The 13,446-nt window shown below is 36.7% G+C and carries 10 protein-coding genes; 4 read left to right on the top strand and 6 right to left on the bottom strand.

Annotated features, from left to right (window positions below):
- Positions 1 to 14: 14 nt before the first annotated feature.
- The 6 genes from Q3Y49_RS03070 to Q3Y49_RS03045 all read right to left on the bottom strand — a co-directional run bounded on the left by Q3Y49_RS03070 (position 15) and on the right by Q3Y49_RS03045 (position 7,766).
- Entirely contained in the window at positions 15 to 311 is a 297-nt protein-coding gene (locus tag Q3Y49_RS03070) for a hypothetical protein (protein ID WP_303270769.1), read from the bottom strand.
- Between the two features lie 2 nt (positions 312 to 313).
- Positions 314 to 2,731: a phenylalanine--tRNA ligase subunit beta gene (pheT, locus tag Q3Y49_RS03065; RefSeq protein ID WP_303270768.1), complete on the bottom strand. Its 2,418-nt coding sequence runs from the start codon at positions 2,729 to 2,731 to the stop codon at positions 314 to 316.
- Between the two features lie 404 nt (positions 2,732 to 3,135).
- Positions 3,136 to 3,753, bottom strand: a complete 618-nt coding sequence (locus tag Q3Y49_RS03060; RefSeq protein ID WP_303270767.1) for a DUF1684 domain-containing protein — start codon at positions 3,751 to 3,753, stop codon at positions 3,136 to 3,138.
- A gap of 19 nt (positions 3,754 to 3,772) precedes the next feature.
- The gene (rseP, locus tag Q3Y49_RS03055) at positions 3,773 to 5,089 is read right to left on the bottom strand and encodes an RIP metalloprotease RseP (protein ID WP_303270766.1); all 1,317 of its coding nucleotides are present in this window, start codon (positions 5,087 to 5,089) and stop codon (positions 3,773 to 3,775) included.
- Complete coding sequence (locus Q3Y49_RS03050; RefSeq protein ID WP_303270765.1) at positions 5,089 to 6,246, bottom strand: 1-deoxy-D-xylulose-5-phosphate reductoisomerase; 1,158 nt, start codon at positions 6,244 to 6,246, stop codon at positions 5,089 to 5,091. The genes rseP and Q3Y49_RS03050 overlap by 1 nt, the downstream gene beginning before the upstream one ends.
- Positions 6,247 to 6,269: 23 nt before the next feature.
- Positions 6,270 to 7,766, bottom strand: a complete 1,497-nt coding sequence (locus Q3Y49_RS03045) for a GH3 auxin-responsive promoter family protein (RefSeq protein ID WP_303270764.1) — start codon at positions 7,764 to 7,766, stop codon at positions 6,270 to 6,272.
- 339 nt (positions 7,767 to 8,105) lie between these two features.
- Here Q3Y49_RS03045 and lepA point away from each other — a divergent pair, with 339 nt between their 5' ends.
- The 4 genes from lepA to Q3Y49_RS03025 are packed head-to-tail and all read left to right on the top strand — an operon-like array spanning position 8,106 to position 13,333.
- Positions 8,106 to 9,890 (top strand): translation elongation factor 4, encoded by a 1,785-nt coding sequence (gene lepA, locus Q3Y49_RS03040; RefSeq protein WP_303270763.1) that lies wholly within the window; start codon positions 8,106 to 8,108, stop codon positions 9,888 to 9,890.
- Between the two features lie 39 nt (positions 9,891 to 9,929).
- On the top strand, positions 9,930 to 10,826 hold the full coding sequence (locus Q3Y49_RS03035; RefSeq protein ID WP_303270762.1) for a bifunctional 5,10-methylenetetrahydrofolate dehydrogenase/5,10-methenyltetrahydrofolate cyclohydrolase: 897 nt from the start codon (positions 9,930 to 9,932) through the stop codon (positions 10,824 to 10,826).
- Positions 10,807 to 11,430 (top strand): 7-carboxy-7-deazaguanine synthase QueE, encoded by a 624-nt coding sequence (locus Q3Y49_RS03030; protein ID WP_303270761.1) that lies wholly within the window; start codon positions 10,807 to 10,809, stop codon positions 11,428 to 11,430. Before Q3Y49_RS03035 ends, Q3Y49_RS03030 begins: the two co-directional genes overlap by 20 nt.
- Positions 11,431 to 11,476: 46 nt before the next feature.
- Positions 11,477 to 13,333 carry an OmpA family protein gene (locus tag Q3Y49_RS03025; RefSeq protein WP_303270760.1) on the top strand — a complete coding sequence of 619 codons (1,857 nt, stop codon included), beginning with the start codon at positions 11,477 to 11,479 and terminating at the stop codon, positions 13,331 to 13,333.
- The last annotated feature ends 113 nt before the right edge of the window (positions 13,334 to 13,446 follow it).

Genomic DNA, 13,446 nt, shown 5'->3' with positions numbered 1-13,446 from the left:
AACCGGTTTATCTATTATCTTGTTAAATGCAAGATGCATTTATCAATCTCTTTAATGTAATCGTCAATTTTTCCCTTCATTTCAGAAGCCTCCACTTCATTCTTCCCAATACTTCCTACAATTTTACTAATTTTATCTTGATTTTGAAAGTCGTTAATTTTCTCGTCTTTTAGTTTTAAAACAGCTTTCAATTCTTCATTTTCAGCTTTCAAGCTCCTCAATTCATTTTTAGCATTTTGAAAATCATTCAAAAGTAATTGAACCTTTCGCTCTAGGGCATTTAATTCATTATGTGTAGCTGCCTGATTCATTTTTATTTTCTGATTACTGCTCCGATTTCGTTTTCAAAAGCTTTCATCAGTTTTTCCATTGTTTTATCTATAATTTTATCTGTCAATGTTTTTGTTTTGTCCTGCAAGGTGAAGGATAAAGCATAAGCTTTTTTTCCTTTTTCGATTTTATCTCCTTGATAAACATCAAATACATCAATGTTACTGATTAAGTACTGCGCTTGTTTCAAGCTGATCTTCTTAATTTCATCATACGAAACTTGTTCATCTATCACGAGCGATAAATCCCTTTTTACTTCAGGGTATTTACTCACTGCCTCAAATTGGATATTTGTATTAACCATTTTTAGTAACACTTCCCAATTGATATTAGCATAGAAAACATCTTGCTTTAATCCGCTCAATTTCAGTGCTTTTTTGCTTAATTTACCCAGCTCAGCAACTGATTTTTGCTTGATTTTTAACTTCAAGCCATAGTCGAAGCAATCGTTATGAAATTCTTCATTTTCAATACTTTCCGCATTAAATTTATTGAAAATTTTTAGAACTGCCGAATAGAGATCATGAAATTTTACAGATTCATTTTTTCGAATCCAATTTTCAGATTCGTTTTTCCCCGTCAGATAAATCCCAAGGCGCATTTCTTCCTTATATTTGGAATTAATTTTTTTATAAACTTTTCCAAATTCATAGAATTTTAAGTCATTTTGTCTGCGATTGATGTTATAAGCTAAAACATCCATGGCGGTAAACAGCAAGTCTTGTCTCATTACGCCCAGATCTTCGCTGAGTTTGTTAAGCATTTCAACATTTTCTTCTGGATTGAATCCGTCCAACTGTTGGCTAAATACCGGTTTTGTTAAAGAGTTGGTCATTATTTCCTGAAATGCATTGGCCGTCAGGAGCAAGCCAGCTTCTTTTCTCATTTTAACTGGATCGACTTCCGGGAAACTAGCCATGTAACTGCTGGAAAGCGTTTCGGGCAAATCAATATTGTTAAAACCGTAGATTCGTATGATTTCTTCAATCACATCCGCTTCGCGGGTAACATCTACTCGGTAAGGTGGTACTATGGCTTTAAATCCATTTTCTGTTTTATCAGTGGTTTCAATATCCAATCGATTGAGAATAGTATGGATTTCATTCTGCTCCAGTTTTTTTCCTATCAATCGGTCGATGTTTTTATATTTCATTAAAACCTCTCTGTCTGGAATAGCTACAGGATACTCATCCTGAACCTGACTGCTGATCTGGCCTCCTGCCACTTCCTGAATTAAAAGAGCGGCTCTCTTAAGGGCATAAACGGTTATATTAGGGTCTGTCCCTCTTTCGTATCGAAAGGAAGCATCGGTTTTTAATTGGTGATGTTGTGATGTTTTTCGTACGCTATCGGCTGAGAAATATGCTGATTCCAAAAATACATTTGTGGTGTGATCTTGAACTCCGGAATCTATCCCGCCAAAAACTCCTGCTATACATAGTGGATTGGAATCTCCGTCACAAATCATTAAATCTTTAGCGGATAATTTTCTTTCTTTTTCATCCAAAGTAATAAATTTACTGCCCTCCTTTAAATTTTTGACCTTGATTGTGTGGCCTGAAATCTTATCAGCATTGAAAGCATGCAAGGGTTGGCCTAATTCGTGCATCACAAAATTAGTAACATCCACTACATTATTGATAGGCTGTAAGCCAATACTTTTTAAAGCATTTTGCAACCAGTCCGGACTTGGAGCAACTTTAACATTAGATATGCTTAAACCAGAATATCTTGGACAAGCTTCCTGGTTTTCTACTTTTATTGCTATCGTAAGGTCCTGATTGTCCACTTTGAAATCCAGAACTGAAGGGAAATGGACTTCTTCTCCAGTTACGGCTTTGATGTCTCTTGCAGCTCCGATGTGACCCATCGCATCAGCACGGTTAGGTGTTAAGCCAATTTCATAGACTATATCAGATTCTATATTAAAATATTCTGCTGCCGGAGTGCCATTTGCTTTATCAGTATTCAATACCATTATGCCATCATGGCTTGCACCCATACCAATTTCATCTTCAGCGCATATCATCCCCATGCTGACCTCTCCACGGATTTTGGATTTCTTGATTTTGAAAGGCTCATCAGGATTGGGATATAGGGTAGAATTGACTGTGGCGACCACTACTTTTTGACCTGCTGCTACATTCGGAGCACCGCAAACGATTTGTACTGGTTCTTCTTCGCCAATATCAACTGTCGTAATGCTCAGTTTATCCGCATTTGGATGTTTGCTGCACGTCTTTACTTCTCCAATTACCAATCCCTTTAATCCACCAGGTATGGTTTCAATCTCTTCCATTCCTTCAACCTCTAGACCAGTGTTGGTCAGGGTTTCTGAAAGTTCTACAGGAGATTGGGTAATATTTATATAGTTCTTTAACCAGTTTAAAGCTATCTTCATTGCTGTATTTTTATACTTCTGTTTTAACAAACACGGGTTCTTAAAAAGCCCATTTTATTTTTCAAAAACAAAATTAAAGAAATGATTGATAAGGAGAATGAATAATTACGCTTATTCGTAATTTTTCCTGTTTTATTTGTTGTCTCAATCTATGGGACACCCCCCTGCTCCCCCCTCAAGGGGGGAGTGCGCTCAGATGCACTTTTGTTTTTTAATTTGATTCTGATTAGTGTACTTTTTGTATTTGAGGGTTAAACTCTAATGAAAATAGTGATGATCACTATGCTGTACCGCTAAATGAAATCCGTGAGATTGTCCCCTTGAGGGGACTTTAAGGGTGTCGGTTGGAAACAGGAAATACTGTTGCATTAGAAAGCAAAATAGAAAAGACTGACTATTTACTCCTACTCATAATTCTTCTCCCCGGCATTAATAGGAATAGATATATTATTTTCCGGTGGTGGCACAGGGCAGCTGTAACCTTCAGTATAAGCGCAATAGGGATTATAAGCTTTATTGAAATCCAAAATCACTTGTTGTTGACCTTTCTGAAAGTCAAGCTCTAAATACCTGCCAGCTCCATAGGTAGTGATAGCGGAAGTTTCATCGTAAAAAGGAAGGAAAAAATGACCATCTAAAGCAGATTGTAGTAGAGTTAAATCTTGATGTGAACCAACAATATCAAAATGTAAAATTGCAACTGCTTGATAGGTTTTCACTTTGTCATCACTAGTCCTTAAGTCATAGACTTTACCGTTTTCAAGAGCCTCAACCGATGCCTTTACTTTAAATCTTTCGTCTACATCAAAATGCTTTAAGCCTTTGAACTCCTTATTTTGTTCAATAAAAGGGGATTTTTCATCATTTCGCATAAAGCTATCCTTTTGGTGGCGGAAAGCTTTCATTTCTTCAATGTAGTTGCTTTCTACTTTCGGACTGTCTCCTGCATCAAACAAACTAAAAACAGCAATCAAAATGACTGCTGCTATTACTATATACGTTAAAACTTTTGTAGGCTTCATACAAATTAATCAAACTGATTTAGAAAATTACTTTCCAAATGTCATTAAAAATGGCAAAAGCCATCAAGCTAAGTAATAAAACCATACCTACCTTTTGAGCATTCTCAAGGAATTTATCGGAAGGTTTTCTTCCTGAGACAATTTCATAGCTTAAGAAAACTACATGTCCACCATCCAATGCAGGAATTGGCAGGAAGTTCATAAATGCCAATACCATGGAAAGAAGGCCAGTAATTCCCCAGAATTTTTGCCAAACCCATTCGCCACCGAAAATTTGTGCAATACCAATTGGCCCAGATAAAGATTCCGAAGCAGAAACCTCACCCCTGAATATTTTGCCAAATCCTTTTATATTCAACCAAATAACATTGAACGCTTTGGCGGTTCCAGTTGGAATTGATTCTGCAAAAGTAAATTCTTCATGCTCCAATTCAACATCCATTTTGGGTCTAAAACCTAAGAGTCCATCATCGCCCACTTTAGCTTGAAGATTCTCTATTTTTTCATTTCTTTTAATTGTCAAGCGGATTTCTTCGCCTTTATTACTTTCTAGTTTCTCTCTAAGGAATTGGAAATATTTTACTTCCTCTCCATTAACGGCAATTATTTTGTCACCAGGAATAAGTCCAGCCATGTCTGCATTGCTTTGAGGTTGAATATTATCAACCTCAAACTCATAAAGTGGAGAAATGAAGGCAACACGCTGATTGTCTTCAGAAATTCTTTCAATCATGTCGTTGGGAATCGGAACAACAATTTCTTTTCCATCCCTTAAGACTGTATAGTAACTATCTGATTCTAATAAAACGTCAGAACTAGTGAGATCACTTACTTTTTCATACTCTTTTCCATTTACATTGATAATGATATCACCAGTTTGTAAACCAATTTCTTTTGCTGGCTCATAAGCATAAATACCGTTTTCAGTAATGTTGTCTTTTGATTCGTAAGTTTCGCCATATCCATACTGTAAAAATATAAATATGATTATACCCGTAATTACGTTGACGATTATACCTCCCATCATTACTATCAATCGTTGCCACGCAGGTTTAGCTCGAAATTCATAAGGCTCAGGCTCTTTGTCCATATTCTTAGTGTCCAAGGATTCATCAATCATGCCTGAAATTTTCACAAAACCGCCTAAAGGAATTGCGCTAAGTGCGTATTCGGTTTCTCCGTACTTAAAACTGAAAATTTTTGGAGGGAACCCGATTGAAAATTGTTCCACTCTCATACCAAAAGCTTTGGCAGCCAAAAGGTGGCCAAACTCGTGCAATCCTACTAAAATAGATAAGCCCAAGATAAGTTGGGCGATCATAATAACTGTTTCCATTAATTTATTAACTCTAAAGCTTTAATTCTAGTTTCTTTATCTGTTGAAATATAATCTTCCAAACTTGGTGTTTTGACAAAATCTACTTTTGCAAGGCAATTTTCTATCACTTCTGACATCCCTAAAAAGGAAATTTTGTCTTCAAGAAAGGCCGAAACTACTACTTCGTTCGCTGCATTCAAAATACAGGCTGCATTTCCTTCACGCCCAAGCGCATGGAAAGCCAAAGCTAAGTTACGGAATGTGTCACTATCGGGTTGCTCAAATGTAAGTTGTGGATAGTCCATAAAATTGAATCTAGGAAAATCAGCCTTTAAACGGTCGGGATAGCTTAATGCGAACATAATCGGTACCCGCATGTCGGGTAAGCCCATTTGCGCTTTAATGGAGCTGTCTTCAAATTGGACCATGCTATGTATGATGGATTGTGGATGCACTACCACATCTACTTGGTCTTCCCTTAGATTAAATAACCATTTTGCCTCAATTACTTCGAGTCCTTTGTTCATCAAACTGGCAGAATCTATTGTGATCTTAGCACCCATATCCCAGTTCGGATGTTTTAGCGCTTGTTCCTTCTTTACAGATTCCAAAAATTTTCTGCTTCGCCCTCTGAAAGGACCACCGGATGCAGTTAAAATTATTTTTTCTATAGGATTATGGAATTCTCCAACTAGGCATTGGAAAATTGCGGAATGCTCAGAATCCACAGGGTAAATATTCACTCCCTTTTCTTGAGCTAAGGAAGTGACTAATTCTCCTGCAACTACCAAGGTTTCTTTATTTGCTAATGCAATGTGTTTGCCTGCTTCTATGGCTTTTATTGTGGGTACTAAGCCTGCATAGCCAACAAGTGCGGTTAAAACAACATCAATAGTGTCCATTTGAACCACACTGGCTAATGATTTCTCTCCAGAGTAAACTTTTATTCCTAAGGGATCTAATACATTGAAAATTTGATCATAAAAAGCCTCGTTGCCTATGACTACTGCATTAGGCCTGAATTGAATAGATTGTTGTATTAGTAATTCTACGTTGGTTTGTGCAGTTAAGACTTCTACTTGAAAATGATCGGGATGTGATTTGATAACCTCCAAAGCTTGAGTTCCAATTGAACCTGTGGAGCCTAAGATGGCTATCGATTTTTTATTAGACATATGTCAATTAATATTATTAAATTTTAATGTGTATAATTTTCCAAAGCCTCCGCTAATTTCCTATCGTTTGACAAGCGAGGAACTTTATTTTGTCCGCCCAGCTTTCCTTCAGATCTCATGTAATTAATAAATGAGGCTTTTTTTAATGTTCTTATTTTCAAGGGTGTAAGTATATTTCCAGTAATGAGGTCGTCATAATAACTGTTTCTTTTTCTTAGATTGATATCTAACTCTTGAGAAAATGCTTCCAAATCTATTGGAGGATTATCGAATTCTACAAACCATTCGTGATGAGGTAATCCCGATTTTGGAGTTACCTGAGGTGCCACCGTGAATTCCGTTATTTTCACATTTTCAAATTTTTCTAATGTTGCCCTCATAGCATTTTCAACTTCCTCTCCGATCACATGTTCACCAAAAGCCGAAATGAAATGCTTAATTCTTCCGGAAACCACTACTCTATACGGATCTGTGGAAACAAATTTAACAGTGTCACCTATTGAGTATCCCCAAAGACCAGCATTGCTATTAATGATTAAAGCATAATTTTTATCTAATTCTACTTGATCAATCATTAAGCGAGTTGGGTTTTCGTCAAAATATTCCTCTACCGGAATAAACTCAAAAAATATCCCGCTGTTTAATAAAAGTAAAAGTCCTCCTTCTGTCTGGGTGTCTTGATAGGCAATAAATCCTTCTGAAGCCGGATATGTTTCTATCGAATCTACTTTTTTACCGATGCTTTCGTATAATTTATTTTTATAAGGCTCAAAATTAACGCCTCCGTAGACAAACATTTCAAAATTTGGGAAGATGTCTTTAATTGGCTTCTTAACCCTTGCTTGAATTCTATCAAAATACATTTGCACCCAAGGCGGAATTCCCGAAATCAGACTCATGTCTTGATCTAAAGTTTCATCTATAATTCGCTCCAATTTTTCTTCCCATTCCTCTATGCAGTTCGTATCATAGGAGGGGAGTTGATTAGTTCTGAGATAATTAGGAACATGATGATTCACTATTCCCGATAAGCGCCCAGTATTAATTCCCGCTTTTTGTTCTAATGTGGGTGCGCCCGATAAAAATATTAATTTCCCGTCCAAGAATTGCGATTTTCCGGTTTCATGAACGTAGCTCAATAAAGCATTTTTTGCACTATTAATATGGTTTGGAATTGAATCTTTTGTGATGGGAATATATTTAGTTCCGGAGGTGGTTCCACTAGTTTTAGCAAAATAGGCTGGTTTTCCGGGCCAAAGTATATCTGATTCTCCTTTTAATATTTTATCTACATAGGGCTTAAGACCTTCGTAATCCCGGATTGGGACTTGCTTTTTGAAATCTTCATAAGTTTGAATATTATTAAAGCCATGGTCTTTTCCAAAAGCGGTATTTTTAGCTTTTTGGATGATATTCTTAAAAATTTTTACTTGCGACAGAGCTGGTCGAGCTGCCCACTTTTTTTGTTGGTTGACTATAATAGCCGCCAAAGGTTTACTTAGTACTGCACGTATTCCCATAAAGCCAAAATTAAGAAAATTATTGTGAACCCTTTTTGATTCTAAAGGCTTTTATGGTTTTATTGTTATCGTACAGAGCTATGAAAATGCTAAAGTATAATCTATGTCTGTTCTCTAGGGCATTTTTTGAGCTATTGATTTGCTTCTGTAACTTACATTAAAATAAAATCTCCTTGTTATTATATCTCAGCCTTATTGCGTACTTTTGCAGTTCGATTAGGAAGATGGATTGGCTAGGACATACTTAATTGTTGTAGTTTTTAAAAACAATGAACCCAATGGCCTTTTGGCAAGTTTAAATGTTCTGCCTGGTCAGAATTTTCGAGCAAAGTTATATAAATGAAGAATATTAGAAATTTTTGCATTATTGCACATATTGACCATGGTAAAAGTACCTTGGCAGACAGACTGTTAGATTCAACTCAAACAGTAAATGAGCGTGAGAAAATGGAACAGTTGTTGGATAATATGGATTTGGAGCGTGAGCGAGGCATCACCATCAAGTCACATGCAATCCAAATGGAGTATAAATTGAATGGTGAAGAGTATGTCTATAATCTTATTGACACTCCCGGTCATGTAGATTTTTCCTATGAAGTTTCGCGTTCCATAGCCGCTTGCGAAGGTGCGCTTTTGATTGTTGATGCCGCTCAAGGAATTCAGGCCCAAACTATTTCTAACCTCTATTTAGCTATAGAGCATGATTTGGAAATCATTCCCGTGCTTAACAAAATAGATTTGCCTGGAGCAATGATCGAGGAAGTCTCCGATCAGATTATTGAATTAATTGGTTGCAAAAAAGAAGATATTCTTCATGCAAGTGCTAAAGAAGGAATAGGTATTGCCGAAATTCTGGAAGCTATTGCACATAGAATTCCGGCACCAGTGGGAGACCCTAAAGCTCCACTGCAAGCTATGGTTTTCGATTCTGTTTTTAATCCGTATCGAGGTATTGAAGTTTATTTCAGGGTTTTTAATGGTGAAATCAATAAGGGTGATAAAATTAAATTCATCAATACTGGAAAAACCTACGAAGCTGATGAGATTGGAATTTTAAAACTGACGCAACAGCCAAAGAATACGATCAGCACAGGAAATGTTGGTTATTTAATAAGTGGAATCAAAGTAGCTAAAGAAGTTAAAGTGGGTGATACTGTCACTCATGTCGATAATCCAGGAAAAGCAGTTCAAGGCTTTGAAAACGTTAAGCCAATGGTCTATGCTGGTATTTATCCAGTAGAGACTTCAGAATTTGAAGAATTGAGAGCTTCAATGGAAAAACTTCAGTTGAATGATGCTTCCTTAGTATGGGAGCCTGAAACCTCTGCAGCTCTTGGATTTGGTTTCAGATGCGGTTTCTTGGGAATGTTGCACATGGAAATCGTGCAAGAGAGATTGGAGCGTGAATTTGACATGACAGTGATCACCACCGTTCCATCTGTGCAGTTCCATGCATTTACAAAAGATGGTGAAATGGTAAAAGTGAGTGCACCTTCTGAGTTGCCTGACTTAGGTAGCATTGACCATTTGGAAGAACCTTATATAAGAGCACAAATAATCACAAAAGAAGATTTTGTAGGCCCAGTGATTTCTCTTTGTATGGATAAAAGAGGGGAGATCAAAAATCAAGTTTATTTAACCCAATCAAGAGTTGAATTAACTTTCCATTTGCCTTTGGCTGAGATTGTATTTGATTTCTTTGACAAATTGAAAACGATTTCTAAGGGTTATGCATCTTTGGATTACGAATTGGTAGGTTATCACACCAGTAACCTTGTGAAATTGGATATCTTACTAAATGGTGATAAGGTGGACGCACTTTCTGCTATCGTTCATAGGGATAAAGCATATGAATGGGGTAAGAAGTTGTGTGAGAAGCTAAAGGAATTGATTCCTAGACAACAATTTGAGATTGCAGTTCAGGCAGCAATTGGCACCAAGGTTATTGCTAGAGAATCTGTTAAGGCTCTTCGTAAAAATGTATTGGCGAAGTGTTATGGAGGGGATATCTCGCGTAAGAGAAAGCTATTAGAAAAGCAGAAGAAAGGTAAAAAGAGGATGCGTCAGGTAGGAAATGTTGAAATTCCACAGGAAGCATTTATGGCGGTTCTTAAATTGGATTGATCCATAAAAAATTTATAAACATCACATAAGCATAACATCATGCCTATTTTATTAGATGGGAAGAAAATTTCTTCTCAAATAAAAGAAGAGTTAAAAGGGAAAGTTGAAGCATTAAAGAAGGAAGGCGGTAAGGTACCTCATCTTTCGGCCATATTGGTCGGGACTGATGGCGCCAGCCAAACTTATGTGGAAGCCAAAGTGAAAGATTGTCAAGAAATTGGTTTTGAGTCTTCGAAAATTCTTTTTGATGATTCCATTTCAGAAGCAGAGCTTTTATCTGAGGTGGAGAAGTTAAATAATGATGAAAGAGTAGATGGTTTCATTGTTCAATTACCCTTGCCAAAGCATATTGATGTAAATAAAGTGCTGAATGCCATCAAGCCCGAAAAAGATGTAGATGGATTTCATCCGGTTAATTACGGCAGAATGGCATCTAATTTACCAGCGTATGTTCCTGCAACTCCTTTTGGAGTTATGGAATTATTGAAAAGATATGATATTCCAACAAAAGGGAAACATTGCGTTGTGGTCGGAAGAAGTCATATAGTTGGTTCGCCAGTTTCAATATTGATGGGTAGCGCTAATTATCCTGGAGATGCTACCGTTACTTTAACACATAGATACACTGTCGATTTAGCAAAATATACCAAGCAAGCAGACATTTTAATAGTAGCCGTTGGAAAGCCAGGCTTAATCACTGCTGACATGGTGAAGAACGATGTTGTAGTGATTGATGTAGGAACAACTAGAGTTCCCGATTCAAGTAAAAAATCAGGCTTTGCTTTAAAAGGAGATGTTTTATTTGATGAAGTATCGAAGAAGGCTACTCATATAACACCTGTGCCGGGTGGGGTAGGGCCAATGACAAGAGCAGGCTTATTAATGAATACATGGTTAGCTTCCCAAAAAGAGATTTATGGACAAGAACTCGTTTGATCCCAATATAGAACTTCCTATAATGGAAGCATTTTATACCATTCAGGGAGAAGGTTTCCACAATGGGAAACCGGCTTATTTTATTAGATTGGGTGGCTGTGATGTGGGCTGCGTCTGGTGTGATGTAAAAGATAGTTGGGACGCAGATAAGTGGCCGTTGAAGAATATTGATGAGATTGTAGATGAAGCTTATCAATACAAATCTCGATTGGCCGTCATTACTGGAGGTGAACCTTTTATGTATGACATGCATGGCCTGACCAAACGTTTACTGCAAAAAGGCTTTCATGTAAATGTTGAAACATCTGGTGCTCATCCCTTTTCCGGAATCGTTGATTGGGTTTGTCTTTCCCCTAAAAAATTTAAAGCTCCGCTAGATCATTGGTATGATCGTGCAGATGAATTAAAAATTATTATTTACAACAAATCTGATTTTAAGTGGGCCGAGGAACATGCTGAAAAGGTTGGTTCAGATTGTAAATTGTTATTGCAACCTGAATGGGGAAAACGAGATGAAGTGATGCCCATGATTGTGGATTATGTAAAAGAAAACCCTAATTGGGGAATCTCCTTACAGACGCATAAGTATTTACAAATTCCATAAAAGATAATTTTCTTTTGAAATTCTTCCTTATCCCTTAAATTGGGATATGAATTTCAAATATACCCCTCTTTTAATACTGTTTCTTTTCTTCTCAATTAGCTCCTTTTGTCAAGAGTACAAATGGCGGACTGAAAGATTAGTAGAAAAATCTAAAGATGCACTTTACCAAAGAAACTGGGATGCTGCGGTTCAATATATGGAAGATGCTATTGAAATTGAGCCTGGCAACCATCATCTCTATTTAGAAAGAGCCACTTTGTTTTATGGAATTAATGATATTAACAAAGTGGTACATTCCCTCCAAAAAGCATTTGTCCTCGAAAAAGAATGGCCGGCAAAATATACGGATTACTATTTCTTATTAGGGAAAGAATCCTTTGATCGCGGGGAGTATGAATCAGCGAAAGACCCAATAAAGCATTATCTTGAAAGAGGGTATAGGAAAGACTACATGAAGATGGCCGAAATTATTTCGCAATCGATAGCGTTTGCGCAGCAGGAATTAGAGACTCAACCACTTGTAAATGAAGACGTCCAAACAATTGAGTCAGAAAATATTTTCAGGAGCATCTATTTTCCTTTTTTCACATTGTACCCTTCCGAGTTTTTATATTTCACCGGTCAAAGAAAAGCTAGTTTAGAAGAAGGGATTTATCGTGCTAAAATCGAAGGTAGCCAGTTTCAAAATGTTGAGGAAGTACCTATAATCAATACAAGAGAAAATGAGGGTGCTGCCGCAATTTCAGCAGATGGGAGAGTAATGGTTTTTACGAGTTGTAATAGAAGGGACGGCTTAGGAAGTTGTGATCTATATATTTCCTATTTTGAAGGTGATGGGTGGCAAAAGCCTCAAAATTTAGGGGTAGAAGTAAATACTAACGCTTGGGAATCTCAACCTTTTTTGTCTTCAGATGGGCGGTTTTTGTTATTTAGCTCTAATAGAAAAGGAGGATTTGGCAAGCGAGACCTGTATTATTCCACCATAGTAAATGGTGATTGGTCTAAAGCAAAAAATCTAGGCTCAGAAGTGAATACATTTGCCGATGAGATTTCTCCATTTCTCAATTTATCAAATGATAGATTGTACTTTAGTTCAAATGGACGCATTGGGATGGGAGGATTTGATATTTACATGGTGGAGTGGCCAATAGAAAATAGAAATGTTAAAAACATAGGTCTTCCTATAAACACTTTTAACAACGAACTTTCGTATCATGAAAAGTTTGGTGGCGAGAAATACTGGTCTAGAGAGCTTCAATCGGAAGAAAAATATCCCCCAGCAAAAGTCTACTTCGATAAGGGTAAAGAAGGCAGTAAGATTAATTTAGTTTATGGAGATGTGCTTAACTCCGCAGATAGTTCTAAACTCAAGGCCAAAATCCAAATTTTTGATTTGGCATTAGACAGCCTTGTGCAGGAAACCTACAGCAATGCCCTCAGTGGAGAATATAAAGTAGTAATTCCCCGCCCTTCGGATTACTCTTTTTATGTTGAATCTCCTGGTTATTTATTTCATTCCGAAAGATTGGAAATCACCGATAGCCAAACAGAATTGAGTTTTTCCTTAAAACCCATAAGTAAAGGCGAAACGGTAATGCTCAATAATATATATTTTGAATTTGATAGCTATGAATTGTCAGAGAAGTCTCAAAATGAGATTAATAAAATAGCCGATTTCCTAATTCAAAACCCTAATGTGAAGATAGAAATTGGAGGATACACTGACAAGCTAGGATCTGATTCTTATAATAAGGAGTTATCCAGAAAAAGAGCTGGCGCAGTTTATGAAAAATTAATTGATGGATACGGTCTGGATAAGGAAAGGATAAATGCCGTAGGATATGGGGCAAAAAGATTATCGTCTGGTAAGTATCAAAAGACGGTGGTTTTCAAAATTCTTTAATTCAATTTAATATTAGCAAAATTATATTTTTACAAAATACTATTGTATAAGTTTCCTTTGTATTATATGGGTTTAGAATCTATCATAACAACAATAAACTATATTATAAGGAA

The sequence above is a fragment of the Marivirga harenae genome (genome assembly GCF_030534335.1).
Taxonomy (GTDB): Bacteria; Bacteroidota; Bacteroidia; order Cytophagales; family Cyclobacteriaceae; genus Marivirga; species Marivirga harenae.
Note: the sequence above shows the minus strand (reverse complement) of the source record. Positions and strands in the feature narration are given on the sequence as shown.

Bases quoted from the DNA above. Each gene is read 5' to 3' on its own strand.
- Q3Y49_RS03070 (WP_303270769.1), bottom strand. From the start codon at position 311: ATGAATCAGGCAGCTACACATAATGAATTAAATGCCCTAGAGCGAAAG.
- pheT (WP_303270768.1), bottom strand. From the start codon at position 2,731: ATGAAGATAGCTTTAAACTGGTTAAAGAACTATATAAATATTACCCAA.
- Q3Y49_RS03060 (WP_303270767.1), bottom strand. From the start codon at position 3,753: ATGAAGCCTACAAAAGTTTTAACGTATATAGTAATAGCAGCAGTCATT.
- rseP (WP_303270766.1), bottom strand. From the start codon at position 5,089: ATGGAAACAGTTATTATGATCGCCCAACTTATCTTGGGCTTATCTATT.
- Q3Y49_RS03050 (WP_303270765.1), bottom strand. From the start codon at position 6,246: ATGTCTAATAAAAAATCGATAGCCATCTTAGGCTCCACAGGTTCAATT.
- Q3Y49_RS03045 (WP_303270764.1), bottom strand. From the start codon at position 7,766: ATGGGAATACGTGCAGTACTAAGTAAACCTTTGGCGGCTATTATAGTC.
- lepA (WP_303270763.1), top strand. From the start codon at position 8,106: ATGAAGAATATTAGAAATTTTTGCATTATTGCACATATTGACCATGGT.
- Q3Y49_RS03035 (WP_303270762.1), top strand. From the start codon at position 9,930: ATGCCTATTTTATTAGATGGGAAGAAAATTTCTTCTCAAATAAAAGAA.
- Q3Y49_RS03030 (WP_303270761.1), top strand. From the start codon at position 10,807: ATGGACAAGAACTCGTTTGATCCCAATATAGAACTTCCTATAATGGAA.
- Q3Y49_RS03025 (WP_303270760.1), top strand. From the start codon at position 11,477: ATGAATTTCAAATATACCCCTCTTTTAATACTGTTTCTTTTCTTCTCA.